This is a genomic window from Paracoccus sp. MA (assembly GCF_020990385.1).
Classification (GTDB): Bacteria; Pseudomonadota; Alphaproteobacteria; order Rhodobacterales; family Rhodobacteraceae; genus Paracoccus.
Genome location: NZ_CP087597.1, coordinates 1,331,340 through 1,355,741 on the forward strand (window position 1 = coordinate 1,331,340; position 24,402 = coordinate 1,355,741).

26 protein-coding genes are annotated in these 24,402 nt (G+C 69.2%); 22 read left to right on the forward strand and 4 right to left on the reverse strand.

Going from position 1 to position 24,402, the window contains the following annotated elements; genetic code table 11:
• Positions 1–21: 21 nt before the first annotated feature.
• Complete coding sequence (locus LOS78_RS06615) at positions 22–1,551, reverse strand: NAD(P)H-hydrate dehydratase (RefSeq protein WP_230376308.1); 1,530 nt, start codon at positions 1,549–1,551, stop codon at positions 22–24.
• A 141-nt stretch (positions 1,552–1,692) separates the two neighbouring features.
• Between LOS78_RS06615 and LOS78_RS06620 the strand changes: the two genes are divergently transcribed.
• The 12 genes from LOS78_RS06620 (at position 1,693) to LOS78_RS06675 (ending at position 14,415) form a co-directional block, all read left to right on the forward strand.
• Entirely contained in the window at positions 1,693–2,031 is a 339-nt protein-coding gene (locus LOS78_RS06620; RefSeq protein WP_010398051.1) for a P-II family nitrogen regulator, read from the forward strand.
• An 80-nt stretch (positions 2,032–2,111) separates the two neighbouring features.
• Positions 2,112–3,518, forward strand: a complete 1,407-nt coding sequence (gene glnA, locus LOS78_RS06625) for a type I glutamate--ammonia ligase (protein ID WP_028712804.1) — start codon at positions 2,112–2,114, stop codon at positions 3,516–3,518.
• Between the two features lie 707 nt (positions 3,519–4,225).
• Positions 4,226–5,278, forward strand: coding sequence for an ABC transporter substrate-binding protein (locus tag LOS78_RS06630; RefSeq protein WP_230376309.1), 1,053 nt, complete (start codon positions 4,226–4,228; stop codon positions 5,276–5,278).
• Positions 5,275–6,129, forward strand: a complete 855-nt coding sequence (locus LOS78_RS06635) for an ABC transporter permease (RefSeq protein ID WP_230376310.1) — start codon at positions 5,275–5,277, stop codon at positions 6,127–6,129. Before LOS78_RS06630 ends, LOS78_RS06635 begins: the two co-directional genes overlap by 4 nt.
• On the forward strand, positions 6,105–6,827 hold the full coding sequence (locus LOS78_RS06640) for an ABC transporter ATP-binding protein (RefSeq protein ID WP_230376311.1): 723 nt from the start codon (positions 6,105–6,107) through the stop codon (positions 6,825–6,827). The genes LOS78_RS06635 and LOS78_RS06640 overlap by 25 nt, the downstream gene beginning before the upstream one ends.
• A 17-nt stretch (positions 6,828–6,844) precedes the next feature.
• A complete protein-coding gene (locus tag LOS78_RS06645; RefSeq protein ID WP_230376312.1) occupies positions 6,845–8,191 on the forward strand; it encodes an LLM class flavin-dependent oxidoreductase in 1,347 nt (448 codons plus the stop codon).
• Positions 8,188–9,606 carry an MFS transporter gene (locus LOS78_RS06650; protein ID WP_230376313.1) on the forward strand — a complete coding sequence of 473 codons (1,419 nt, stop codon included), beginning with the start codon at positions 8,188–8,190 and terminating at the stop codon, positions 9,604–9,606. The genes LOS78_RS06645 and LOS78_RS06650 overlap by 4 nt, the downstream gene beginning before the upstream one ends.
• 22 nt (positions 9,607–9,628) lie before the next feature.
• Entirely contained in the window at positions 9,629–10,684 is a 1,056-nt protein-coding gene (locus LOS78_RS06655) for an aldo/keto reductase (protein ID WP_230376314.1), read from the forward strand.
• Positions 10,685–10,696: 12 nt separating this feature from the next.
• Positions 10,697–11,536 carry an NADPH-dependent oxidoreductase gene (locus tag LOS78_RS06660; protein WP_230376315.1) on the forward strand — a complete coding sequence of 280 codons (840 nt, stop codon included), beginning with the start codon at positions 10,697–10,699 and terminating at the stop codon, positions 11,534–11,536.
• Positions 11,537–11,665: 129 nt separating this feature from the next.
• Entirely contained in the window at positions 11,666–12,634 is a 969-nt protein-coding gene (locus tag LOS78_RS06665; protein ID WP_028716537.1) for a TRAP transporter substrate-binding protein, read from the forward strand.
• Positions 12,635–12,638: 4 nt separating this feature from the next.
• Positions 12,639–13,133, forward strand: coding sequence for a TRAP transporter small permease (locus tag LOS78_RS06670; protein WP_028712812.1), 495 nt, complete (start codon positions 12,639–12,641; stop codon positions 13,131–13,133).
• A complete protein-coding gene (locus tag LOS78_RS06675) occupies positions 13,126–14,415 on the forward strand; it encodes a TRAP transporter large permease (RefSeq protein WP_028712813.1) in 1,290 nt (429 codons plus the stop codon). The genes LOS78_RS06670 and LOS78_RS06675 overlap by 8 nt, the downstream gene beginning before the upstream one ends.
• A gap of 77 nt (positions 14,416–14,492) precedes the next feature.
• Here LOS78_RS06675 and LOS78_RS06680 read toward each other — a convergent pair whose 3' ends face one another.
• The gene (locus tag LOS78_RS06680; RefSeq protein WP_230376316.1) at positions 14,493–14,879 is read right to left on the reverse strand and encodes a helix-turn-helix transcriptional regulator; all 387 of its coding nucleotides are present in this window, start codon (positions 14,877–14,879) and stop codon (positions 14,493–14,495) included.
• A gap of 48 nt (positions 14,880–14,927) precedes the next feature.
• Between LOS78_RS06680 and LOS78_RS06685 the strand changes: the two genes are divergently transcribed.
• A complete protein-coding gene (locus LOS78_RS06685) occupies positions 14,928–15,374 on the forward strand; it encodes an SRPBCC family protein (protein WP_230376317.1) in 447 nt (148 codons plus the stop codon).
• A 587-nt stretch (positions 15,375–15,961) separates the two neighbouring features.
• Here LOS78_RS06685 and LOS78_RS06690 read toward each other — a convergent pair.
• On the reverse strand, positions 15,962–16,408 hold the full coding sequence (locus tag LOS78_RS06690; protein WP_230376318.1) for a VOC family protein: 447 nt from the start codon (positions 16,406–16,408) through the stop codon (positions 15,962–15,964).
• Between the two features lie 34 nt (positions 16,409–16,442).
• The gene (locus tag LOS78_RS06695; protein WP_028712817.1) at positions 16,443–16,838 is read right to left on the reverse strand and encodes a VOC family protein; all 396 of its coding nucleotides are present in this window, start codon (positions 16,836–16,838) and stop codon (positions 16,443–16,445) included.
• A gap of 103 nt (positions 16,839–16,941) precedes the next feature.
• On the opposite strand from LOS78_RS06695, the gene LOS78_RS06700 reads away from it, so the two are divergent.
• From LOS78_RS06700 to LOS78_RS06740, 9 genes are all read left to right on the forward strand, one after another.
• Positions 16,942–17,412 (forward strand): MarR family winged helix-turn-helix transcriptional regulator, encoded by a 471-nt coding sequence (locus LOS78_RS06700; RefSeq protein ID WP_230376975.1) that lies wholly within the window; start codon positions 16,942–16,944, stop codon positions 17,410–17,412.
• Between the two features lie 242 nt (positions 17,413–17,654).
• Complete coding sequence (locus tag LOS78_RS06705) at positions 17,655–18,668, forward strand: LacI family DNA-binding transcriptional regulator (protein ID WP_230376319.1); 1,014 nt, start codon at positions 17,655–17,657, stop codon at positions 18,666–18,668.
• 75 nt (positions 18,669–18,743) lie between these two features.
• Positions 18,744–19,412 (forward strand): amino acid ABC transporter permease, encoded by a 669-nt coding sequence (locus LOS78_RS06710; protein WP_028712820.1) that lies wholly within the window; start codon positions 18,744–18,746, stop codon positions 19,410–19,412.
• Positions 19,413–19,416: 4 nt separating this feature from the next.
• Positions 19,417–20,070: an amino acid ABC transporter permease gene (locus LOS78_RS06715; protein WP_371824709.1), complete on the forward strand. Its 654-nt coding sequence runs from the start codon at positions 19,417–19,419 to the stop codon at positions 20,068–20,070.
• Between the two features lie 29 nt (positions 20,071–20,099).
• Positions 20,100–20,897: a transporter substrate-binding domain-containing protein gene (locus LOS78_RS06720; protein WP_230376321.1), complete on the forward strand. Its 798-nt coding sequence runs from the start codon at positions 20,100–20,102 to the stop codon at positions 20,895–20,897.
• Between the two features lie 53 nt (positions 20,898–20,950).
• Positions 20,951–21,685: an amino acid ABC transporter ATP-binding protein gene (locus LOS78_RS06725; protein WP_230376322.1), complete on the forward strand. Its 735-nt coding sequence runs from the start codon at positions 20,951–20,953 to the stop codon at positions 21,683–21,685.
• On the forward strand, positions 21,682–22,602 hold the full coding sequence (locus tag LOS78_RS06730; protein WP_230376323.1) for an NAD(P)-dependent oxidoreductase: 921 nt from the start codon (positions 21,682–21,684) through the stop codon (positions 22,600–22,602). The genes LOS78_RS06725 and LOS78_RS06730 overlap by 4 nt, the downstream gene beginning before the upstream one ends.
• 2 nt (positions 22,603–22,604) lie before the next feature.
• Positions 22,605–23,552, forward strand: a complete 948-nt coding sequence (locus LOS78_RS06735; protein WP_230376324.1) for a sugar kinase — start codon at positions 22,605–22,607, stop codon at positions 23,550–23,552.
• The gene (locus LOS78_RS06740; protein WP_230376325.1) at positions 23,549–24,280 is read left to right on the forward strand and encodes a fumarylacetoacetate hydrolase family protein; all 732 of its coding nucleotides are present in this window, start codon (positions 23,549–23,551) and stop codon (positions 24,278–24,280) included. Before LOS78_RS06735 ends, LOS78_RS06740 begins: the two co-directional genes overlap by 4 nt.
• The last annotated feature ends 122 nt before the right edge of the window (positions 24,281–24,402 follow it).

Consider the following 24,402-nt stretch of genomic DNA (forward strand, 5'->3'; position numbering starts at 1 on the left):
ACCGGCTTGCGAGCGGAAAGTTCAGAAGCCCAGGCCGCGCAGCACCGCCGGAATCCGCTCGGGCAGGTCCTCGGCGATCAGGCCGGGGCCGAAATCGCGCGCCGTCTCGGCATGCAGCCAGGCGCCGGCGGCGGCGGCCTCCAGCGGTGCGAAGCCGCGCGCCAGCAGCCCGGTGATCATGCCCGACAGCACGTCGCCCGATCCGGCCGTCGCCAGCCAGGGCGCAGCCGCCTCGCCCACGGCGGCGGCGATGCGCGCCTCTCCGCCCGGGGCGGCGATCACCGTGTCCGGCCCCTTCAGCAGCACCACGCAACCGGCGCGCTCGGCCGCCAGCCGCGCCGCATCCAGGCGCGAGAAGGCCGGCCCGGTCTCGGCCGGGGCTTCGAGCCGCTGCGCCAGATCGGGAAACAACCGGGCGAACTCGCCGCCATGCGGGGTCAGCACCGCCCGCGGATGCAGCGCGTCCAGCAGCGCCCCGGGCGCATCGGCAAAGGCGGTCAGCGCATCGGCATCAAGCAGCGCCGCACGCCCCGAGGCCAGCACGGCCGGCACCAGATCGCGCGCCCGGTCGAGCCCGAGCCCGGGGCCGAGGCCCAGCGCGTTCAAGCGGCGGTCCTCCAGCAATCGCTGCAGCCCGGCCCGGTCGGCGACGGGGCGCAGCATCACCGCATCCAGCCGCGCGGCATTCTCGGCCAGCGCCTCGGGCGGGCAGAGCAGCGTCACCAATCCGGCGCCGACCCGCAGCGCCGCCCGCGCCGTCAGCCGCGCCGCGCCGCCGCGGCCCGGCCCGCCGCCCAGGACCAGCGCATGGCCGTGGTCGTATTTGTGGCCGGCGCGCTTGGCCAGGGCCGGCACGGGACCCGCCAGCCGCGCCGCTTCGCCCGCCGCCGCCATCCAGCCGTCGAGGCCGATATCGACGATGCGCAGCGCGCCGCTGAGCGTTCCGCCCTGCGCCAGCACATGGCCCAGCTTGGCGCGCTGGAAGCTGACGGTCAGCGCCGCCCCGGGCAGGTCCAGCCCACCCAGCACCCGGCCGCTATCGGCGCAGAGCCCGCTGAGGATGTCCACCGCGACGATACGGCAGCCCCGCGCCGCCGCCAGCCGCAGGGGCGCCGCGAGCCCGGGTGCCAGCGGCCGCACCAGCCCGGTGCCGAACAGCGCGTCGATGCAAAGGGCACCGGACGGGAAATCCTCGGGGCCGAGATCGGACAGCGCCGCCACCTCGCCCGGCCAGCAGGCCGCGGCCAGCTGCGCATCCGGGGTCGCGGGCGGTGCCAGCGCCGCCAGCCGCAGCTGCCAGCCGCGCTCGGCCAGCAGCCGCGCCACCACATAGCCATCGCCGCCATTGTTGCCGGGCCCGCAGAGAATCACCGCCCGCCCCGGCCGCTCGCATTCCGGCCACAGCGCCAGCATCTCGCGCACGACGCCCGCCCCCGCCCGCTCCATCAGCGCCGATCCGGTGACGCTGCCGCTGGCGATGGCGGCGCCCTCGACCGCACGCATCTCTCGAGTCGTCAGGATCTCGGCCCGCCGGGCCATCTCATCGCACATAATTCAGGCAACCTGCACAATATTGGGGCACATGCCCCGGATTCGCTGTCTGCATGCCGCTTTCCCCATCAAGCCGCATGGACGCGCATCATCAAACCCGCCAATCAGGGCGCAGGCAAGTCGCGAGAGAAGGATCAGGCGATGAAGAAAGTCGAAGCCATCATCAAGCCCTTCAAACTGGACGATGTGAAAGAGGCCCTTCAGGAAGTCGGCGTGCAGGGCCTTTCGGTCACCGAGGTCAAGGGCTTCGGCCGGCAGAAGGGCCATACCGAACTGTATCGCGGTGCGGAATATGTGGTCGACTTCCTGCCCAAGGTGAAGATCGAGATGGTGCTGCCCGACGATCTGGTCGAAGCCGCCGTCGACGCCATCATCTCGGCCGCGCGCACCGAGAAGATCGGCGACGGCAAGATCTTCATCCTGCCCGTCGAACAGGCCATCCGCATCCGCACCGGCGAGACCGGCGACGACGCGGTCTGAGCCGCTTCCCGCGCCACAAACCCAACCGATGACCCATGCCCGGCGGCGGCGCCGGGCAGACTGATGGAGGAAGGACCCCAATGACAGTCAAGGACGTTCTGGATCTGATGAAGACGGAGGAGGTCGAATATGTCGACGTCCGCTTCACCGATCCCAAGGGCAAGCTGCAGCACGTGACGCTGGTCGCCGATCTGGTGGACGAGGACTTCTTCGAGGAAGGCTTCATGTTCGACGGCTCCTCGATCGCCGGCTGGAAATCCATCGACCAGTCCGACATGAAGCTGATGCCGGACGCGTCCTCGGCCTATATCGACCCGTTCTATGCCGAAAAGACCCTCTGCGTGCATTGCAACGTCGTCGAGCCCGACACGGGCGAGCCCTATGCCCGCGACCCGCGCGGCACCGCGGTGAAGGCCGAAGCCTATCTGAAATCCTCGGGCATCGGCGATGCGGCCTATTTCGGCCCCGAGGCCGAGTTCTTCCTGTTCGACGACGTGCGCTATTCGGTGACGCCCCAGAAGGTCGCCTTCGAGATCGACTCGGTCGATGCCGCCTGGAACACCGACACCGTCTACGAGGACGGCAACCTCGCGCATCGCGCGGCCCACAAGGGCGGCTATTTCCCGGTGAACCCGGTCGATGCGGCCCAGGACATCCGCGGCGAGATGCTGTCCACCATGAAGCGCATGGGCATCAAGGTCGACAAGCACCATCACGAGGTCGCCACCGCCCAGCACGAGCTTGGCATGATCTTCGGCGGGCTGACCGAGCAGGCCGACAACATCCAGAAATACAAATACGTCATCCACAACGTCGCCGCCGCCTATGGCAAGACCGCGACCTTCATGCCGAAGCCGATGAAGGGCGACAACGGCTCGGGGATGCACGTGAACATGTCGATCTGGAAGGACGGCAAGCCGCTCTTCGCCGGCGACAAATATGCCGACCTGTCGCAGGAGGCGCTGTGGTTCATCGGCGGCATCCTCAAGCATGCCAAGGCGCTGAACGCGCTGACCAACCCGGCGACCAACAGCTACAAGCGGCTGATCCCCGGTTTCGAGGCCCCGGTGCTGCGCGCCTATTCGGCCCGCAACCGCTCGGGCTGCGTGCGCATCCCGTGGACCGAATCGCCGAAGGCCAAGCGCGTCGAGGCCCGCTTCCCCGATCCGGCCGCGAACCCCTACCTGGCCTTCGCGGCGCTGCTGATGGCCGGCCTCGACGGCATCAAGAACAAGATCGATCCGGGCCCGGCCTCGGACAAGGACCTCTACGACCTGCCGCCCGAAGAGCTGGCCGAGATCCCGACCGTCTGCGGCTCGCTGCGCGAGGCGCTGGAGGAGCTGGAGAAGGACATGGACTTCCTGCTGGCCGGCGACGTCTTCACCCGCGACCAGCTGGAAGGCTACATCAAGCTGAAATGGGAAGAGGTCTATGCCTACGAGCATACCCCGCATCCCATCGAATACGCGATGTATTACAGCTGCTGAACGGCAGGGACAGCGATGGAAAGGCCGCCCTTCGGGGCGGCTTTTTTCTTGGCGACGCCCGCAGCCGGGCGGTCGTGCCGGGCTCGGGGGCAAAAGCGGCAAAGACCCGGTATTGTTTCGGCGCCCCCGGATCGTCATGCGCGGCAGGTTTCGCGTCCGGCGGGGCCCGGTCATCCCAGTTCTGCAAGGCAGGACGATATCGGTTTCCCGCGGGGGCGGGGGCGGTCGCCCGCCCGCGCGCCGGAACAGGCCCGATCCCCGCCGCGACGTCCCGGCAAACGCGGCCAGGTCCGATCCGGGCAGCAAAGCGCGGCTGGCCGTTATCCCTGCGTTCCTGTCGCCGCGCTGCCATGCCGGCAGCCTGAAGCGGCCCGCAGGCGAGGTGGCAGCCTTTCCCGGCTGAAAGCAGGGCCGCCTTCGATCCGGATGGCTTCACTGCCGAAAAGCTCCGCAACCGACGCCGCGGCGATGTCGCCGGCAAGCGGCAAACCCCGCACGACACTCCTCGGGGGTCCGGAAGGCCGGCCGGCACGCGTCCTGTCTTTGACGTCGGAATTTCCGGCCGCAGCCGTGGCATCCTCCCGAGGCCGGAACGGGCGGAAGATCCTCCCCCGAAACCTGCCGATTTAAATACAGTATATCTATCGACTTTAATGAATTTATGGTTAGCTTCTGGGGTCCAGGACGCTTCTTTGGACAGGATGAACATGACCAACATTCCTTACCGCCCCTTGCTGGCATTGGCTGTCGGCCTTGCGCTCGCCACCCCGCCCGTTCTTGCCCAGGAACCGATCCCCGACGAGGTGCCCGAGGGCACGGTGCTGCGCGTCGGCGACCCCGTCACCCAGAAGGCGCTGGAGATTTCCGGGCTGATCGACGAGCTCGGCTTCAAGGTCGAATGGGCCAATATCAGCGGCGGCCCGCAGACCAGCGAGGCCTTCCGCGCCAAGGCGCTGGACCTGGCCAGCGTGGCCGAGATCCCCTCGATCCATGCGACATGGAACGACCTGCCGGTGCGCAACATCGCCTATCGCGAAAGGCAGGACCCCATCGCCCACCCGATCTATCGCTTCGGCGTCACCCCGGCGCTCGGCGACCAGATCGGCAGCATCCAGGACTTCAAGGGCAGGCGCATCGCCTACAGCCCCGGACAGGCGCAGGGCGCGCTGGTGCTGCGCACGCTCGAGGCGGCGGGGCTGGGCCGGGACGAGGTGACGCTGGTGGAAATTCCCAGCACCGGCGACGTCTATCCGGTCGCGCTCGGCTCGGGTCAGGTGGACGTCGCGCCGCTGGGCAGCGTCTATATCGCCCGCTACATCCGGCAATACGGCCCGGACGGGGCGCGGCTGGTCGATCACGGCTTGCGCGACGATCCCAGCCATCTCTGGGCGCCGCAATGGGTTCTGGACGATCCGGCCAAGGCGGCGGCCGCCGCGGAATATGTCCGGCTCTGGGCCCGCGCGACGGAATGGATCAACGACCACCCCGAGGAATTCATCCAGGGCTATTACGTCAAGGACCAGAACCTGTCCTATGAGGACGGCAAGGCCGCGATCGAGCAGACCGGCCGCCAGGTCATCCCCGCAAGCTGGGACGAAGTGATCCAGCGCCACAGCCATACCATCGCCCTGCTGGCCGAGGCGACGGGCAATACGCCCTTCAGCGCCGAGGAGATCTTCGACCGCCGCTTCGAGAAAATCGCCGCCGAGGCCCTGTCCAAGGGCTCGAGCGCGGTCAAGAAAGAGGAACTGACCCAATGACCCTGATCGCGACCGACGATTTCAAACCGACCGCCGCGGCGGCGGCCTTGCAGCCCCGCAGCCGCAGCAGCGCGCGGGTCAGGTTGGGACCCGGCCCGGCCATCCCCTTCGGCATGCAGCTGGGCAGCATCGCGCTCGTGGCGCTGTGGACGCTGGGCTCGGCGCTGGGGCTGATCGACCCGCGCATCCTCTCGGCACCCTGGACGGTGCTGGACGCCTTCCGGCAACTGATCGCGGACGGCCGGTTGCAGGAGCATTTCGGCATCTCGGCCTGGCGCGCGGGCACCGGGCTGGTGATCGGGGTCGCCATCGGCACGGTGCTGGCCGTCATCGCCGGCCTGTCGCGGCTGGGCGAGGCGCTGATCGACGGCCCGATCCAGATCAAGCGCGCGGTGCCGACCCTGGCGCTGATCCCGCTTCTGATGCTGTGGTTCGGCATCGGCGAGCAGATGAAGATCATCACCATCGTGCTGGCGGTGATCGTGCCGATCTACATCCACACCCACAACGCCCTGCGCAGCATCGACAACCGTTATGTCGAGCTGTCCGAGACGCTGAACCTGTCGCGCTGGACCTTCATCCGGCAGGTGGTGCTGCCGGGCGCGCTGCCGGGCTTCCTGCTGGGCCTGCGCTTCGCGGTGACGCTGTGCTGGGTCTCGCTCGTGGTGGTCGAGCAGGTCAACGCCACCAGCGGGCTGGGCTACATGATCAACCTCGCCCGCACCTATGGCCAGACCGAGATCATCATCGCCGGCATCGTGGTCTATGCCGTGCTCGGCCTCGCCTCGGACGCCGCCGTCCGCTTCGCCGAAAGGAGGGCCCTGTCATGGCGCCGCACGCTGTCGCAGTGAACCGCTTCACGGTGCAGACCCAGGACCTGCATCGCGGCTTCAACGGCCGCACCATCCTGGCCGGGCTGAACCTGCATATCGCGCGCGGCGAGTTCGTCGCCCTGCTGGGCCGCTCGGGCTCGGGGAAAAGCACCTTCCTCAAGGCGCTGGCCGAGCTTGACCACGACGTCACCGGCTCGGGCAGGCTGGACGTGCCGGAGAACAAGGCCGTGGTGTTCCAGGACGCCCGGCTGCTGCCCTGGCGCACGGTGCTGCAGAACGTGACGCTGGGCCTGCGCGACGCCGAGGATGCCGGCCGGCGCATGCTGCAAGAGGTCGGGCTGGCCGGGCGCGAGCATTCCTGGCCGGTCGAGCTGTCGGGCGGCGAACAGCAGCGCGTGGCGCTGGCCCGCTCGCTGGTGCGCGAGCCCGAGCTGCTGCTGGCCGACGAGCCCTTCGGCGCGCTGGACGCGCTGACCCGCATCCGCATGCATGTCCTGCTGAAGGAGCTATGCGCCCGCCACCGCCCCGCCGTCCTGCTGGTCACGCATGACGTGGACGAGGCGATCACCCTGGCCGACCGCGTGCTGGTGCTGGAAGAAGGCGCCTTCGTCGAGGACCTGCAGATCGAGCTGTCCGCCCCGCGCGCGCCCGACAATCCCCGCTTCGGCCAGCTTCGCCGCCACCTGCTTGGCAAGCTGGGCGTTTCGGCCCACTGATTTCAAAGGAAACCGACATGTCCAAGCGACAGCTTCACCTGAACCTTTTCATCTATCCCGGCGGCCATCACGAGGCCGGCTGGCGCTACAGGGGCTCGGACCCGCAGCGCGCACTGGATATCGGCTATTACCAGGAACTGGCCCGCAAGGCCGAGGCGGCGAAATTCGACGCGCTGTTCTTCGCCGACGGCCCGGCGCTGGCGGACAATATCCGCTATGCCAGCCGCTTCCGGCTGGAGCCGCTGACCACGATCACCGCGCTGGCCGCCGCGACCAGCCGCATCGGGCTGATCGCCACCGCCTCGACCACCTATACCGAGCCCTACAACCTCGCCCGGCTGTTCGCCTCGGTCGATCACATCTCGCAGGGGCGGGTCGGCTGGAACATCGTCACCACCGGCGCGGCGCAGGCGGCGCAGAACTTCGGGCTGGACGAGCATCCGGTCCATGCCGACCGCTACGGCCGCGCGCATGAATTCCTCGAGGTGGTCACCAAGCTCTGGGACAGCTGGGAGGACGAGGCCCTGGTCATCGATCCCGAAAGCGGCGTCTTCGCCGATGACGCCCGCATCCACCGGATCGACCATGCCGGCCCGCATTTCCGCGTGCGCGGCCCGCTGAACATCCCGCGCAGCCCGCAGGGCCGGCCGGTCTATGTGCAGGCGGGCTCGTCCGAGGACGGCCGGCATTTCGCCGCGCTGCATGCCGAGGCGATCTTCACCGCGCACCAGACGCTTGCCAGCGCGCAGGAATTCTATGCCGACATCAAGGCCCGGGCGCGGGGCGTCGGCCGCGATCCCGATCACATCAAGGTGCTGCCGGGCATCAGCCCCTATATCGGCTCGACCACGGCCGAGGCGCAGGCCCTGCATGACGAGTTCAACGCCCTGACCCAGCCCGCCTATTCGCTGGACGTGTTGAAGCGGATGACCGGGCTGGACCTGACGGGCCACGATCTTGACGGGCCCTTCCCGCGCCATCTGGTCGCACCCGATCCCGACCGGGCCGAGGCCAGCCGCTTCAAGCTGGTCCTGGACATCGTGGACCGCGAAAAGCCGACGATCCGGCAGCTCATGCACCGCATCGCCGGGGCGCGCGGGCATTGGGTCTCGGTCGGCACGCCGGAAAAGATCGCCGACGACATCCAGACCTGGTTCGAGAACGGCGCCGCCGACGGGTTCAACGTGATGCCGCCCTGGCTGCATGGCGGCTTCGACAGCTTTGTCGAGCATGTCCTGCCGATCCTGCGCAAGCGCGGCCTGTTCCGCCAGGATTACGCCGGCCGGACCCTGCGCGACCATTTCGGCCTGCCCCGGCCGGAAAACCGTTTCGCGGTGCAACGCGGGATCTCGGCGGCGGAATGAGGCAGGACAGGCAGGGCGCCCCGCGCGCCCCATGGCTGGTGCCGCTGGTCCTGTCGGTGGCGCTGTTCATGGAGAACATGGATTCCACCGTCATCGCCACCTCGCTGCCGGCCATCGCCGCCGATATCGGCACGACCCCCGTGGCGCTGAAGCTGGCCTTCACCGCCTATTTCCTGGCGCTGGCGATCTTCATTCCGGTCAGCGCCTGGCTGGGCGACCGGCTGGGCCCGACCCGCGTGTTCCGCATGGCGCTCCTGGTCTTCATGCTGGGCTCGCTGGGCTGCGCCTTCGCCACCTCGCTGGAGGGGTTCGTGCTGGCGCGGTTCCTGGGCGGCATGGGCGGGGCGATGATGACGCCGCTGGCGCGGCTGATGCTGTATCGCGTCACGCCCCGCGCCGGGCTGATGCGGGCCACGGCGACCATGACCATCCCGGCGGTGGTGGCGCCGCTGATGGGACCGCTGGTCGGCGGCGCGCTGACGACCTTTCTCGGCTGGCACTGGATCTTCCTGGTGAACCTGCCCGTCGGGCTGGCCGGCATCCTTGCGGTCGGCGCCCTGATCCGGGACGTGCCGAGAGCGCCCGCCCACCGGCTGGACCTGCGCGGCTTTCTGCTGCTGGCAGTCGCCTTCTCGGGGCTGATGGCGGGGCTGTCGCTGGTCAGCCTGCCGATCCTGCCGCTCTGGGCCTCGCTGGCGCTGACGCTGGCCGGGCTGGCGGGGGGTTGGGCCTATCTGCGCCACGCCCGCGCCCATCCGGCGCCGCTGCTGGATCCCGGCATCTGCCGCGACCCGGTGTTTCGCAGCGCGATCACCGCCACCATGGTCTTCCTGATCGGCGCGGGGGCGGTGCCCTTCCTGCTGCCGCTGATGCTGCAGCTGGGCTTCGGGCTGACCGCCTTCGAGGCGGGGCTGATCACCTTCGCCGGCGGCATCGGCGCGATCTCGGCCAAGCTGGTCTCGACCCAGGTCTTTGCCAGCCACGGCTTTCGCAATCCGCTGATCCTCGCCGCCTCGCTTTCGGCCCTGGGCCTTGCCGCCAAGGGCCTGCTGACGCCGCAGACCCCGCATCTGCTGATCGCGGCGCTGCTGATCGGCGGCGGCGTGCTGCGCTCGCTGTTCTTCACCGGCCAGCAGGTGCTGGCGATATCCGAGCTTGCCCCCGAGACCGTCGGCGCCGCGCTGGCCCTGACCACGGTGCTGCGCCCGATCGCGACCGCGCTTGGCGTGGCGCTGGCCGGGGGGCTGCTGGAAATCGGCGGCCGTTCCGATGGGCTGACGCTCGACGCCTTTCACACGGCGTTCTTCGCCCTGGCGCTGGTCTCGGCCTGCGCGATCCTGCCGCTGATGCGGCTGGCGGCCAGTTCCGGCCATGAAATATCCGGGCAGGCGATCCCCGTTCGCGCCGCCCCATGACCATGATTGCAGGAGAAATTGCATGACACTCGACTACCGCCCCCTTGGCCGCAGCGGCATCAAGGTTTCCGCCGTCGCGCTGGGAACCATGACCTGGGGCGAGCAGAACACCGAGGCCGAAGGCCACGCCCAGCTCGACCGCGCCGTGGATTTCGGCGTCAATCTGATCGACACGGCGGAAAACTACTCGATCCCGCCGCGGGCCGAAACCCAGGGCGCGACCGAGCGGATCATCGGCTCCTGGCTGAAGGCGCGGGGCGGCCGGGACCGGATCGTGCTGGCCTCGAAGGTCTCGGGGCCCAGCGACCGCACCTATCTGCGCGCCGACGGCCGGCCGCCGCGGCTGGACGCCCGGAACATCGAGGAGGCCGTCGAGGGTTCGCTGCGCCGGTTGCAGACGGAATACCTGGACCTCTACCAGATCCACTGGCCGAACCGCCCGGTGCCGCTGTTCGGCAGCGGCCGGCACGCACCCTCGCGCGGGCATGACGGTTCGGAAGTGCCGATCGAGGAAACGCTGGAGGCGCTGGACGGGCTGGTGAAATCCGGCAAGGTCCGCCATATCGGCCTGTCCAACGAGACCGCCTGGGGCCTGTCGCGCTTTCTGCATCTGGCCGAGACCCGGGACCTGCCGCGCGTCGTCTCGGTGCAGAACGCCTACAACCTCGTCAACCGCACCTATGAGCAGGGGCTGGCCGAGTTCCACGAGCGCGAGCAGGTGGGGCTGCTGGCCTATTCGCCGCTGGCGCAGGGCTTCCTGACCGGCAAATACCGCAACGGCGCCCGGCCCGAAGGCGCGCGGCTGACGCTGTTCGACCGCGGCGACCGCTACACCAAGCCCGGCGTGGCCGAGGCGGTGGACGCCTATCTGCAGATCGCCCGCGACTTCGGGCTCGACCCGGCGCAGCTGGCCATCGCCTATGTCACCAGCCGGCCCTTCGTCACCGCCAACATCATCGGCGCCACCAGGGCCGAGCAGCTGGAGGCCGATCTCGGCTCGGTCGAGGTCGTCATCACCCCGGAAATCGAGTCCCGCATCGACGCGGTCTTCCAGCTGCACGGCAGCCCCGCCCCCTGACAGGAGACGCGCATGAATATTTCCCTCAACGCCCCGCATCCCGCCGAAGCCGCCGAGGCGGTGCTGAAACGCTATCGCGAGCCGGCCGCGCTCGCGGGCTGGAATCCGGTTCTCGCCACGCTTCTGGCGCATCGGTCGGTCCGGTCCTACCTGCCGGATGCGCTGGCGCCCGGCACGCTCGAAACGCTGGTCGCGGCGGCCTCCTCGGCGCCGACCTCGTCCAACATCCAGGCCTGGAGCGTGGTGGCCGTCACCGATCCCGCCAAGCGCGACAGGCTGGCCGAGATCGCCGGCGGGCAGGACCATATCCGTCAGGCGCCGCTGATTCTGGTCTGGATCGCCGACCTGTCCCGCGCCGAGGCGGTCGCGGACCGGGCAGGCGTGACGCTGCAGGGGCTCGACTATACCGAGACCTTCCTGCTGGCCGCCATCGACGCGGCGCTGGCGGCGCAGAATGCGCTGGTGGCGGCGGAATCGCTGGGGCTGGGCACGGTCTATATCGGTGCGCTGCGCAACGATCCCGAAGCGGTGGCGCATCTGCTGGGCCTGCCGCACCGCGCGGTGGCGGTGTTCGGCCTCGTCGTCGGCCGCCCCGATCCCGCGGTCCCGACCGCGGTCAAGCCGCGCCTGCCGCAACCGGCGGTCCTGCACCGCGATGCCTATTCGGCGGCGGCGCAGCCCGAGGCCGTCGCCCGCCACGACCTTGCCACCGAAGCCTTCCGCGCCGAGCAGGGCCTGCCCCGGCAAAGCTGGAGCGAGCTGCTGATCGGCCGGCTGCGCGATGTCGCAGCACTGAAGGGCCGCCACCGGCTGCGCGAGGCCTTCGGGCGGCTGGGCGTCGCGCTGGGATAGCCGGGCCCGCGGCACCGCTGGCCGGCCAGGCTCCTTTGCTCTTTCCCCGGCGGCGAATCCGGTGGCGGGATTGCACATTCCCGTCATGTGGCGCTAAATCGCCGTCGAAAACCGGGGAAGGGTTCCACCATGAAACATGTCTTTGCCGCCGCGCTGTTCTGCGCTGCCCTTGCCGCGCCCTCGGTGGCGCAGGAAATCAAGATCGGCTACGCGCTGGCCGAGGACAGCCATTACGGCGCCGGCGCCAAAGCTTTCGAGGCCTCGCTGAAGGAAAGCCTGGGCGACCAGTTCAGCTTCCGCCACTTCCCCTCCTCGGGCCTGGGCGGCGAGCGCGAGGTGCTGGAGGGGCTGCAGCTCGGCACCGTCGAGATGACCATCGCCTCGGACGGCACGCTGACCAATTTCGTGCCCGAGGTCGGCGTCTTGGGCGTGCCCTTCCTGCTGCGCGACAAGGACCATGCCCGCAAGGTGCTGGACGGCGAGATCGGCCAGGAAATGCTGGCCAGGTTCGACGATGCCGGCCTGCACGCGCTGGCCTGGGGCGAGCAGGGCTTCCGCCACATCACCAGCAATCGCGGCGCGGTCGAGGCACCGGCCGACCTGAACGGGCTGAAGATCCGCACCATGGAGAACCCGGTGCATATCGAGGCGTTCCGCGCCCTCGGCGCCGCCCCCACCCCGATGGCCTGGCCCGAGGTGATCGGCGCGCTGGAACAGGGCGCCATCGACGGGCAGGAGAACCCGCTTTCGGTGATCGTCTCGGCCAAGCTGAACGAGGTGCAGAAATACCTGACGCTGGACGGCCACGTCTATTCCTCGACCATCATCCTGGTCTCGCCCGCGCTGTGGAACGGGCTGGACGACGCGCAGAAGGCGGCCTTCGACAAGGCGGCCAAGGACGCGGTGGCGGCGATGCGCGCCTATGTCGACGAGGTCGACGCCTCGGGCGTCGCCGCGATGCAGGAGGCGGGGATGCAGGTGAACGAGCTTTCGCCCGAGCAGAAGGCCGCCTTCCGCGAGGCGCTGGCCGGCCCCTACCAGCGTTATGAGGCCCAGTTCGGCAAGGAGCTGATGGACCGCATCCAGGCGGTCGAGTAAGCCCATGCGCCGGATCGAACGCGCCTTCGTCACGCTGAACGGCGCCATCCTCGTTCTGGGGCTGGCGGCGATGTCCGTGATCGTCGGCTGGAACGTCGCGGGCCGGTATCTGACCGGCAATTCGCTGACCTGGGCCGACGAGGTGGCGCGTTACTCGATGATCTGGCTGACCTTCCTGGGCAGCGGCCTGGCGCTGCGCCATGGCGCCCATGCCGCCATCACCAATGCGCAGGACGCGCTGCCCACGCGGGGCCAGCTTGTCCTGCGCGCGGCGATCCTGCTAGTGCTGTTCGCCTTTTTCGGCTTCATGGTCTGGGTCGGCATCGACTACATGAACCGCATGGCGATCCAGAAATCGGCGGCCCTGCGGGTGCCGATGAAATGGATCTATGCCGCGATGCCCGCCGGCTTCGCGCTGATGATCGCCCATCTTGCGCTGATCGCGCCGCAATACCTGCGGGCGGGGCTGCAGCATTCCGACGAGGCCCCCCTTGGTTGAGATCCTGGTCGCCGCCTTCCTGATCCTGATGGTCATGGGGGTGCCCATCGCCTTCGCGCTGGCCATGGCCGCCTTCGCGGCGGTGGGCCTGTCGGGCCGCTATCCGCTGGTCGTGGTGGTGAAGGAGATGTTCACCGGCCTCGACAGCTTCCCGCTGCTGGCCGTGCCCTTCTTCATCCTGGCGGCCGAGATCATGTCCACCGGGGCGATCTCGCGCATGCTCCTGCGCTTTGCCTCGCAATTCGTGGGGCATCTGCGCGGCGGCCTGGGCTATGCCAACGTGCTGACCGGCACGCTGTTCGCCGGCATCTCGGGCTCGGCGCTCGCCTCGGCGGCGGGGCCGGGGGCGATGATGGCGCGGATGATGGAGCGCAGCGGCTATTCCAAGGCCTATGCCGGGGCGCTGACGATTTCCGTGGCGGTGATCGACCCGATCATCCCGCCCTCGATCACCATGATCATCTATGCGCTGCAGGACCGCAACACCTCGGTCGGCTCGCTGTTCATGGCCGGCATCCTGCCCGGCATCCTGATCGCGGCGCTGCTGGCGGCGGTGAACTGGTGGATCAGCCGCAAGCGCAACTATCGCAGCCTCGAGCCGCGGCCGCCGGCCGGGCAGATGGTCCGCAACAGCTTCGCCGCCCTGCCCGCCCTGCTGCTGATCGTGCTGATCGTCGGCGGCATCCGCGGCGGCATGTTCACCCCGACCGAGGCCTCGGTCGTGGCGGTGTTCTACGCCATCCTGACCAGCGCCTTCGTCTATCGCGGCTTCACGCTGGCGGACCTGTGGGGGGCGTTCCTGCGCTCGGCCATCATGTCTGTGGCGGTGCTGATGATCCTGGCCGCCGCCCGCGCCTTCGCCTGGGTGCTGATCATCGAGGGCGTGCCGCAGGCCATGGCCGACGCGGTGATCGCCATGGACCTGTCGCCCATCGCCTTCCTGCTGATGGTGAACCTGCTCTTGCTGGGTTTCGGCATGTTCATGGACCCGCTGCCGGGGGTGATGATCCTGGTGCCGATCCTGGCGCCCATCGCCCACAACCTGGGCATCGCCGCGGATCATTTCGCCATCATCGTGATTGTGAACCTGACCTTCGGGCTGATGACGCCGCCGGTCGGCGGGCTGATCTTCGTCGTGGCCTCGGCGACCAAGCAGAAGCCCTCGGCGCTGATCCGCGAGTTGCCGCCCTTCTTCCTCGCGGCGCTGGCCTCGTTGCTGATCCTGACCTTCGTGCCGGCGCTTTCGACCTGGCTGCCGCAGGTCAGCGGCTTTTCCCGCTAGGCCGGCCGGCGCCGCATCGATCATGCCCGCCCTTGCGGCGATCCCGTCATCGCGAACACGGAACGGCGCGGCTCGGGTCACCGCGCATCCGCTCGCCCCGGGCCATTTCCCGCGGCCTCCTCGCCGCGGCTGCCGGGCTGCGGGCCTTCCGCCGCCTGTTTCAGCGCCGCCAGCATATCGACCGCATGGGCGGCATAGGGGCCGATCCAGCGTTGCTGCAAGGCGTGGATGGGCAGCGCGTCGAGATGGTTCCACCTTTCGCGGCCGCGCCGCTCGACCACGACCAGACCGGCCGCCTCCAGCACCCGCAGGTGCTGCATCACCGTGCAGCGGTCCAGATGCGGCAGCGCCTCGCACAGCCCGCCGGTGGTCTTGGGCCCCGCCTTCAGCAGGTCCAGCAATTGCCGGCGCGCCCGGTGCCCCAGCGCCTTGAACAGCGCGTCGTCCTGATCGTCGGTTGACATGTTATAAATCTATAACATAATTGCCGGCAGGACAAGGAGGATCGCAACATGGAGCTGAAATTCACCGTCGGCGGACGCATCGCCAAACCGGTCGAGGAGGTGTTCGAGACCGTCGTGAATCCCGACAGCCTGTCGAAATTCTTCACCACGGGCGGGGCCAGGGGCCGGCTGGCCACCGGCGCCGAGGTGACTTGGGACTTCCACGATTTCCCCGGCGCATTTCCGGTTCTGGTGCAGGAGGTCGTGACCAACGAGCGGATCGTCCTGCAGTGGGAGGCCGAGGGCGAGCCGCGCCTCTGGACCACCGTGACCATGACCTTCCAGGCGCTGGAGGACGGGCGCACGCTGGTGCGGATCAGCGAATATGGCTGGCCCGAAAGCGAGGCCGGGTTGAAGGGCTGCCTGGGCAATTGCGAGGGCTGGACCGGGATGATTTGCGCCATGAAGGCTTGGCTCGAACACGGCATCAACCTGCGCGAAGGCTTCTACAAATAGGGCCGCACCGGGCAGAGCCCGCCGCCGGGGGAACGGGAACGCGGGCCATGGCGCCCCATCCTGTCCGAAAGCTGGGCGGGCCGGCGCGCCGGCATCCCGTTTCGGCGCAGCGGCCGGCGGCGTCTTCCGCCGGGATGCCGGGACGCCGCGGGCGATATCGCAGGCCCGCGTGCCCCCAAGGGAGGACACAGGCGAGAATCCGGCCGATCCGGAACCCGCGCTGCGCCATGCCCGAACCACGAACCGGGATCGCAAAGGCCCGAATGCCTGCTCGCGGAAGGGACTCCTGCCGGGACGGCAATGCGTGCCCGAGCAAGGAATGCCTTCAAGGCATGTCTGTTGCACGAGGAATGGCCACGACACGCGCAGGCGGAGGAAAGCATCGCGATTTGCCCGCGCCGATGCGCCGCGGCGACCCCCGAAATCCCAGCCTTGGCGTCAAGTGAACAGCCCCATCCTGGCAGGGAACCCGGCGCGTTCGTCGCCCGCGGGCTCAGAGCCTGAACCTGGCATCCTCGCAGCAAGCCGGATGATCGGCCGCGGCCGATCCACGGAACGATCGCTCGGCCGCGCCGCCGTCCGGCCGGTCAGCCCTCTGCCGGCTGCCAATCGGCCGAAGGGATGGTGTTGATCATCCAGGGCACGCCGAACCGGTCGATGAGCGAGCCGAAGCCGGGCGACCAGAAGGTTTCGCCGAACGGCATCACCGCCTTGCCGCCCTCGGACAGGCGGTCGAACCAGCGCCGGCCCTCCTCGCGGTCCTCGGTGTGCAGGGTCACGTCGAATCCGTTCTTGGGCTTGTCGATGCCGGGCGCCCAGGCCACGTCCATATCGGCGCCCATCAGCGCCTGGTCGCCGACTTCAAGCCAGCAATGCATCAGCCAGGTCTTGTATTTCTCGTCGGTGATCGGCATGCCGGGCGGCGCGTCGCCATAGGGCATGGCGGCGGTGATCTTTCCGCCCAGCACCTCGGCATAGAATTCGAAGGCTTCACGGCACTGGCCCTGGAAGCTGAGGCTGGTCACGATCTTCATCGTCATCTCCTTGTCCGGCCGGGGTTTCGGCGCGTCATGCGAGATTGAGCTGCCAGGACACGCCGAAACGGTCTGCGGTCCAGGCGAAGCGCCTGCTGAAGCCGTAATCGTCCGGCGGCATCAGCACCGCGCCGCCCTCCGAAAGGGCGGCGAAAAGCCGCTCCTGTTCCTCGTCCGACGCGCATTCGACAAAGAAGGACCAGGAGGGGGTGAAGTCGAAGGCGTGCTGCACCGGGCTGTCGCTCGCCAACACGCTCTGCCCGGCGGCCCGGAAGCGGGCCAGCTTGATGCCGCCCTCTGCCCCCGCATCGCCCTTCTGCCAGCGCGCGATCTCCAGCACCTCGCCATCGTCGAACAGCGAGACATAGAAGGTCATCGCCTCTTCGGCACGGCCTCCTTGGAACATCAGGAAGGGCTGCATCGTGGTCATGGCGCTTGTCTCCTCCGATCCCGGATGCCGGCGGCACGCCGATTGACGCGCATGCAGCAATGTTGATATCAACGTAATGAATCGGGGAAAGTCAACCTTGCAGATGCACGCGGCCGACGAGCCCAGCTTTCAGACCACCCTGACGGTGCGCGATACCTGCCTGTGCCTGCATGCGCAAAGGGCGGCGCGCGCGCTTGCGCGCCGTTTCGACATCGCCTTGAAACCGGCCGGCATTTCAAGCGGGCAGTTCTCGCTGCTGATGTCGCTCAACCGGCCGGAGCCGCCGACCCTGGGCAGCGTGGCGGCGCTGCTGGCGATGGACAGGACCACCCTGACCGCCAATCTCAAGCCGCTGGAACGTCGCGGACTGGTCGAGACGGCCCCCGACCCGGCCGACCGGCGGGCGCGGCGGCTGCGCCTGACACCGGCCGGGCGCGCGGTCCTGCGCGGAGCGGTGCCGATCTGGCGGCATCTCCATGCGGAAATCGAGACGGCGCTGTCCGACCCGGATCAGCTGCGGGCCGAGTTGACCCGCCTGTCGGAACCCGGTCCTCGGGGCAGCCCAACCGGATAACTCACGGGCGCGCGGCGGCGCCTGCCGCGCCATCCCGATCCCGGCGACGCATCCCCGGGAAGAACCGGCCGCGGGCGGCGCGACAAGGCCCGCCAAGCATCACGCCTCCCAGGCAGCAGCGATTCGCCCCGGATGGCGGGGCCCGCCCGGCCGCGGGATCGCGGCTTGCTGTTGTCCTGCGGCCCCGGATCTGGAAGATCATCGCGCAAGAGGCCGTTGCGGCCGCCACAGGAGACAGCCCGATGGCCCATAAGAAGGTGACGCTGGCCGAGATCGCGAAGATTGCCGGGGTCTCGCGGGCAACGGTTTCGCTGGTGGTGCGGAATTCTCCGCTGGTGGCCGAGCATACGCGCCGGAAGGTCGAACAGATCATGGCCGATCTGGACTATGTGCGCGACATCGGCGCGGCCCGCCTGCGCAACAACAGCAGCCGCACGATCGGGGTGATCGTGCCCAATCTGGTCAACGCCTTCTTCACCGAATTCCTCTCCGGCGTCGAAGAGGTGATGGGTCTGGACGACCGCGTGGTGTTGCTGGCCAACAGCCGGGACGACACGGCGCGGCAGGACCAGATCCTGCAACGGTTCCGCGGCCACGGGGTCGACGGGGTGATCCTGTGCCCCGCGCAAGGCACCGCGGCCGATCTGCCCGGCCGCATCCGCGGCTGGGGGCTGCCCCTGGTCCAGTCCCTGCGCGAGGTCGGAACGGACGCCACCGATTATGCCGGGGCGGATTATGTCGCGGGCGTCGGGCTGGCGGTGCGCCACCTGGTCGAGCGCGGCCACCGCCGCATCGCCTTCCTGTCGGTCAGCGCCCGCACCTCGGCCCGCGAGGAGCGGCTGAAGGGCTTTGCCCGCGCCCTTGCGGAAACCGGCGCCGAGGATGGCGGGATCGTCGAGGCGGAACTGAGCTGGGAAGGCGCGATGCGCTCGGCCCGGCAGATCCTGGCCCTGCCCACCGCGCCGACCGCGATCCTGTGCTTCAACGACGTGCTGGCCGCCGGGCTGATGGCGGGCCTGCGGCAGGCCGGCTGCCAGCCGGGCCGGGATCGCGCCGTGGTCGGGCTGGACGACCTGCCGCTGGCAGAGCTGACCTATCCGCCGATGACCAGCGTGGCGATGCAGCCCGCGGCTATCGGCGCCAATGCCGCAAGGCTGCTGGCGCGCAGGCTGGCCGATCCCGACGCGCCGATCAGCCGCGCCATCGTCCGGCCCGCGCTGCGCATCCGGGAAAGCAGCGCCGGCGAATGGTGTTGACTTTACCCTTTCTGTGTTTTAGATCGATCTAAATCGAGGTTTCGAGTGAATCTCGCTTCGGCAGGGGAGGGCCGGATGTATCAGTTCAACTTCCAGCCGGTTTTGCAAAATCTGGATCTGCTGCTTTACGGCGCATGGCTGACCGTGCGCCTGTCGCTGCTGGCGATGCTGTTCGGCCTGATCGTTTCGGTCCTGGGCGCGGTCGCCAAGACCTCGGGCATCCGGCCGCTGCGCTGGCTGGTCGACGCTTATGTCGAGGTGATCCGCAACACGCCGTTCCTGGTGCAGATCTTCTTTATCTTCTTCGGCCTGCCCGCCGTGGGGCTGGGCATGTCGCCCAACACCGCCGCGCTGGTGGCGCTGGTCGTCAATGTCGGCGCCTACGGGACCGAGATCATCCGCGCCGGGATCGAATCCATCCCGCGCGGCCAGATCGAGGCCGGGCGTGCGCTTGGCCTGAACCCGGTGCAGATCTTCCGCTACGTCGTGGTCAAGCCGGCGCTGCGCAACATCTATCCCTCGCTGACCAGCCAGTTCATCTACCTGATGCTGACCTCCAGCGTCGTCTCGGTCATCTCGGCCAATGACCTGGCCTCGGCGGGGGCCGACCTGAACGCGCGAACCTTCGCCAGCTTCGAGATCTACCTGGTGCTGACGGTCCTCTATTTCCTGCTGGCGCTTGGCTTCTCGACGCTGTTCGCCGCCATTCGCCGCATGTTTTTCACCTATCCGGCGGGGCGCTGACATGATCCGCGAATTTTCCTCGGCCGATATCCTGTTCATCGTCACCGCCGTCCGCTGGACGCTGATCCTGTCGGCCATCGCCTTCGTCGGCGGGGCGCTCGGCGGGCTGGCCATCGCCCTGTCGCGCAGCTCGCAGAACCGGGTCCTGCGCCGGATCGCCACCGGCTTCATCCAGGTCTTCCAGGGCACGCCGCTGCTGATGCAGCTGTTTCTGGTCTATTTCGGGCTGGCAGTGGTGGGCCTGCCGATCGATCCGCTTCTGGCCGCCGCCGTGGCGCTGACGCTGCATGCCAGCGCCTATCTGGGCGAGATCTGGCGCGGCGCCATCGAGGCCGTCCCCTCGGGGCAGAGCGAGGCCGCGACCGCTCTGGCGCTTGGCTATCGCGACCGGATGCGGCATGTCATCCTGCCGCAGGCGATGCGCATCGCCACCGCGCCGACCGTGGGTTTCCTGGTCCAACTGATCAAGGGCACCTCGCTTGCCTCGATCATCGGCTTCACCGAGCTGACCCGCGCCGGCCAGATCGTCAACAACGCGACGTTCCAGCCGTTCCTGGTCTTCGGCACCGTCGCGGCGCTGTATTTCCTGCTGTGCTGGCCGCTGTCGCTGCTGGCCCGGCATCTCGAAGCCCGGATGCGTCGCGCGCTGATGCGCTGACACCAAACCACCCTTGAGGAGGGGGAGCCATGAAACTGAACCGCCGTCTTTTCGCCAGCCTTGCCGCCGGCGCGCTGGCCGCAAGCCTTGCCGGACCCGCAACCGCCGCCGACCTGGCCGCCATCGAAAGCGCGGGCACGGTCAAGATCGGGATGCTGGTCGATTTTCCGCCTTTCGGCGTGATGGACAGCGCCGGCCAGCCCGACGGCTATGACGCCGACGTGGCCAAGGCGCTGGCCGAGCATCTGGGTGTCCAGCCGCAGATCGTGCCGGTGACCGGGCCGAACCGCATCCCCTATCTGCTGTCGGGGCAGGTCGACGTGCTGGTGGCCTCGCTGGGGATCACCGAGGAACGCGCGGCGCGGGTCGATTTCTCGGACCCCTATGCCGGGATCAGCATCGCGGTCTATGGCGATGCCGGGCTGGAGATCGCCGGGCCCGAGGCCCTGTCGGGCCAGACCGTGGCCGTCGCGCGGGCCTCGACCCAGGACACCGCCGTCACCGAGGTCGCGCCCGCCGACGCGCAGATCCGCCGCTTCGACGACGATGCCAGCGCCGTGCAGGCGCTGATGTCGGGGCAGGTCAGGCTGATCGGCGCCTCGAACGTGGTGATGGCGCAGATCGGCGGCGCCGTGGGCGACCGCTTCGACAAGAAGTTCGACCTGTCCAGCCAGGTGCAGGGCATCGCCGTGGCGCCGGGATCGGATGCGCTGCTGGACAAGGTGAACGCCTTCGTGGCCGGGGCCAAGTCCGACGGCACGCTGGACCAGATCCATCAGAAATGGCTGGGCGAGCCGCTGCCCGATTTCGTGAAGAACGCCGAATGACGGCGGGCTGCCCGGCCGCTGCCGGCCGGGCGCTTTCCCAGGGGAATCCGACCATGACGGAACATGCGATCATCATGCGGGCCGTGAACAAGTATTACGGCGGCTTCCATGCCCTTGCCGATATCGACCTGACGGTCGAACCGGGCGAGCGGATCGTCATCTGCGGTCCTTCGGGATCGGGAAAATCGACGCTGATCCGCACCATCAACCAGCTGGAGGCCATCGAATCCGGCACCATCATCGTGGACGGGGTCGAACTGACCGCCGGCGGCGAGAACGTCGCCAAGGTCCGCAAGGATGTCGGCATGGTCTTCCAGAGCTTCAACCTGTTCCCGCACATGACGGTGCTGGAGAACTGCATCCTCGCGCCGATGAAGGCCCGCAAGGTCAGCCGCCCCGAGGCCGAAAAGACCGCGCGCCACTATCTGGAGCGGGTCAGGATCCCCGAACAGGCCGACAAATATCCCGCGCAGCTGTCCGGCGGCCAGCAGCAGCGCGTGGCCATCGCCCGCGCGCTCTGCATGAAGCCCCGGATCATGCTGTTCGACGAACCCACCTCGGCCCTGGACCCGGAAATGGTCAAGGAGGTGCTGGACACGATGATCGATCTGGCGCGTGAGGGGATGACCATGCTCTGCGTCACGCACGAGATGGATTTCGCCCGCGCCGTGGCCGACCGGGTGATCTTCATGGACAAGGGCCGCATCGTCGAGGAGAACGCCCCGGCGGAATTCTTCGGCAACCCGCGGAACGAACGGCTGCGCAACTTCCTGGGCCAGATCGCATGAGCCGGCCGCGCATCCTGGTCCTGGCCGATCCCAAGCCGCAGGACATGGCCGACCGGTTGGCCGCGGATTACCGGATCGTCCGCGACATCGCCGATGCGGGTGACGTGGAAATCGTGCTGACCACCGGCGGGCTGGGCCTGTCCTCGGCGCAGATGGCCGCCCTGCCCGCCCTGCGGCTGATCGCCGTCAATGGCGTCGGCGTCGATGCCGTGGACCTTGAACAGGCCCGCGCACGCGGCATTCAGGTGACGACCACGCCGGACGTGCTGTCGGATGCGGTGGCGGAAATGGCGCTGGCGCTGGCGCTGGCCGCGGGTCGCCGCATCACCGAGGGCGACCGCTTCACCCGCGCGGGGGACTGGGCCGCCGGGGGCAAGCTGGGACTGGGGCTGCCGGTCCTGGGGCGCCGCGCCGGAATCCTGGGCTATGGGCGGATCGGCCGCCGGCTGGCCGGGATGCTGCGCGCCCTGGGCAGTCAGGTGCTCTATACCAGCCGCAGCGAAAAGCCCGACAGCCCAGACGGCTTCCGCCCCGACGCGCTGGCGCTGGCCCGCGATTGCGAATTGCTGTTCGTGACGGCGGCCGGGGGCGAAGACACGCGCGGCCTGGTCGGGGCGGCGGAACTGGCCGCGCTGGGGCCCTCGGGCATCCTGATCAACGTCGCGCGCGGCTCGCTGGTGGACAATGCCGCGCTGGCCGAGGCGCTGGCGCAGGGTCGCATCGCCGCGGCCGGGCTGGACGTGGTCGAGGGCGAGCCGGAGGTGCCGCGGGCATTGCTTCAGGCGCCGAACTGCGTGCTGACGCCGCATATCGGCTCGGCCACGGCGCAGGCGCGGCGGGCGATGGCGCAGCTGGTCCTGGACAACATCGCGGCCTTTACCGCCGGCCGCCCTTTGCCGACGCCTTACGGGATGTGATCATGCATGTTCTTGCGATCGGAGAGCCGCTGGTCGAATTCACCGCCCGGTCCGATGCCCCCTCGACCTTCGACCGGCGGCTGGGCGGCGACACGCTGAACACCGCCATCTATCTGGCCCGGCTGATGGGTCCGGGCGCGGTCGGCTATCTGACCGGCCTGGGCGACGACGCCATGAGCCGCTGGCTGATCGCCGCGGCCGAGGCCGAGGAGGTCGGCATGGCGCCGGTGGTGCTGCGGCCGGGCGGGCGGCCGGGGCTCAGCTTCATCTCGACCGACGCAGCGGGGGAACGCAGTTTCCTCTATTGGCGCGAACATGCCCCTTTCCGCAGCCTGTTCTGCGATGCGGCGCAGGCGCCGCTGGCGGCGCTGGAGCAGGCCGGGACACTGTTTCTGTCGGCGATCACCCTGGCCGTGCTGCATGAGGACGGTCGCGCGCGCCTGATGGGCGCGCTGGCCCGGCGGCGAAAGGCGGGGGCGCGGATCGTCTTCGACACCAATTACCGCCCCGCGCTGTGGCCCGATGCCAAAACCGCCGGCCGGGTCATCGCCCGGGCGGCGGGGATCGCCACGCTGGTGCTGCCCTCGATGGACGACATGGCCGGCTGTTTCGGCACCGCCGCCCCGGCCGAAGCGATGGCCCTGCTGATGCGCCTGACCGAAGCCGAGATCGTCCTGACCACCGGCGGCGCGGCGGTCCTGCGCCGCGCGGCGGGGGAAACCGAGGTTCAGGCCCACGCCCTGCCGCCCGCCGTCGCGGCGCGCGACACGACCGGGGCGGGCGACAGCTTCAATGCGGCCTATCTGGCGGCGCGGCTGGCCGGCCTGGCGCCGCAGCCGGCCATCCTTGCCGCCGCGCGGCTGGCGGCGGTGGTGGTGCAGCATCCCGGCGCGATCATTCCGCGCCACGCCATGCCCGGCGATCTTCCGGGCCTGCGGGTGGCATCGTGACCGGCTTCGACGCCGGGGCCGCCGCGCAGGTGCTGCTGGCGGCGCGCAGGTCCGCCCGCCCGGCCGACAGCCTGACCCCGCCGCCCGGCGACACCGCCGCCGCCTATGCGGTGCAGGAGGCGGTGCTGGCCGGGCTGGGCGATCCCGGCGGGCTGTGGAAGATGGCGCTGCTGGGGGGCGCGGACCGCGAATGCGCGGTGCTGCCCGGCGCGACCCTGGTGCAGTCCGGCGCGCGGCTGGCCGTGCCCGCCGATGCGCGAATCGAGGTCGAGACGGCGATCCTGCTGGCCGCCGATCCCGGCCCCGACGCGGCCGAGGACGACATCCTGCGCGCCATCGCCGCCGTGCATCTGGCCTTCGAGCTGGTGGCGCCACGCCTTGCGCCGCAGGCCGAACTGCCGCCCCTTGCGCGGATGGCCGACAGCTTCAACTCGGCCGGCGTCGTTCTGGGCTCGCGGCTGGCGGAACCGCCGTCGGACCGGCTGGGGATCGAACTGGAGCTGGACGGCAAGCCGGTCGCGACAACCGAGGCCGCCGCGCCCCTCGCCGATGCGCTGGATTTCCTGCGCTGGCTTTCCGGCCATGCGCGGCGCCAGGGGCGGGACCTGAAGGCGGGCGACGTGATCATCACCGGCGCGCGGATCGGCCCCCTGCCCCTGAACGGCGCCCGCCATGCCCGCGCCACCGCCGCAGGCGCCTGCGTCGAATTGCGGCTGGCGGACGGCTGACGCCCCCTGCCCCGGTCGCCCGCCCGGCAACGCACCGAATCCCTGTCGGGCCGCGCCAGCGATTGCGCGAGCCGGTCGCCGGACCCCGGCGGCCACGGGCTGCCCCCCGGCCGGCAGCGTGC

Excerpts from the sequence above, each read along its gene's own strand:
- LOS78_RS06700 (WP_230376975.1), top strand. The coding sequence starts at position 16,942 with ATGCACGCGGCCGACGAGCCCAGCTTTCAGACCACCCTGACGGTGCGC.
- LOS78_RS06650 (WP_230376313.1), top strand. The coding sequence starts at position 8,188 with ATGAGGCAGGACAGGCAGGGCGCCCCGCGCGCCCCATGGCTGGTGCCG.
- glnA (WP_028712804.1), top strand. The coding sequence starts at position 2,112 with ATGACAGTCAAGGACGTTCTGGATCTGATGAAGACGGAGGAGGTCGAA.
- LOS78_RS06620 (WP_010398051.1), top strand. The coding sequence starts at position 1,693 with ATGAAGAAAGTCGAAGCCATCATCAAGCCCTTCAAACTGGACGATGTG.
- LOS78_RS06660 (WP_230376315.1), top strand. The coding sequence starts at position 10,697 with ATGAATATTTCCCTCAACGCCCCGCATCCCGCCGAAGCCGCCGAGGCG.
- LOS78_RS06640 (WP_230376311.1), top strand. The coding sequence starts at position 6,105 with ATGGCGCCGCACGCTGTCGCAGTGAACCGCTTCACGGTGCAGACCCAG.
- LOS78_RS06730 (WP_230376323.1), top strand. The coding sequence starts at position 21,682 with ATGAGCCGGCCGCGCATCCTGGTCCTGGCCGATCCCAAGCCGCAGGAC.
- LOS78_RS06615 (WP_230376308.1), bottom strand. The coding sequence starts at position 1,551 with ATGTGCGATGAGATGGCCCGGCGGGCCGAGATCCTGACGACTCGAGAG.
- LOS78_RS06725 (WP_230376322.1), top strand. The coding sequence starts at position 20,951 with ATGACGGAACATGCGATCATCATGCGGGCCGTGAACAAGTATTACGGC.
- LOS78_RS06685 (WP_230376317.1), top strand. The coding sequence starts at position 14,928 with ATGGAGCTGAAATTCACCGTCGGCGGACGCATCGCCAAACCGGTCGAG.
- LOS78_RS06695 (WP_028712817.1), bottom strand. The coding sequence starts at position 16,838 with ATGACCACGATGCAGCCCTTCCTGATGTTCCAAGGAGGCCGTGCCGAA.
- LOS78_RS06635 (WP_230376310.1), top strand. The coding sequence starts at position 5,275 with ATGACCCTGATCGCGACCGACGATTTCAAACCGACCGCCGCGGCGGCG.
- LOS78_RS06690 (WP_230376318.1), bottom strand. The coding sequence starts at position 16,408 with ATGAAGATCGTGACCAGCCTCAGCTTCCAGGGCCAGTGCCGTGAAGCC.
- LOS78_RS06720 (WP_230376321.1), top strand. The coding sequence starts at position 20,100 with ATGAAACTGAACCGCCGTCTTTTCGCCAGCCTTGCCGCCGGCGCGCTG.
- LOS78_RS06735 (WP_230376324.1), top strand. The coding sequence starts at position 22,605 with ATGCATGTTCTTGCGATCGGAGAGCCGCTGGTCGAATTCACCGCCCGG.
- LOS78_RS06665 (WP_028716537.1), top strand. The coding sequence starts at position 11,666 with ATGAAACATGTCTTTGCCGCCGCGCTGTTCTGCGCTGCCCTTGCCGCG.
- LOS78_RS06645 (WP_230376312.1), top strand. The coding sequence starts at position 6,845 with ATGTCCAAGCGACAGCTTCACCTGAACCTTTTCATCTATCCCGGCGGC.
- LOS78_RS06710 (WP_028712820.1), top strand. The coding sequence starts at position 18,744 with ATGTATCAGTTCAACTTCCAGCCGGTTTTGCAAAATCTGGATCTGCTG.
- LOS78_RS06705 (WP_230376319.1), top strand. The coding sequence starts at position 17,655 with ATGGCCCATAAGAAGGTGACGCTGGCCGAGATCGCGAAGATTGCCGGG.
- LOS78_RS06630 (WP_230376309.1), top strand. The coding sequence starts at position 4,226 with ATGACCAACATTCCTTACCGCCCCTTGCTGGCATTGGCTGTCGGCCTT.
- LOS78_RS06680 (WP_230376316.1), bottom strand. The coding sequence starts at position 14,879 with ATGTCAACCGACGATCAGGACGACGCGCTGTTCAAGGCGCTGGGGCAC.
- LOS78_RS06670 (WP_028712812.1), top strand. The coding sequence starts at position 12,639 with ATGCGCCGGATCGAACGCGCCTTCGTCACGCTGAACGGCGCCATCCTC.
- LOS78_RS06655 (WP_230376314.1), top strand. The coding sequence starts at position 9,629 with ATGACACTCGACTACCGCCCCCTTGGCCGCAGCGGCATCAAGGTTTCC.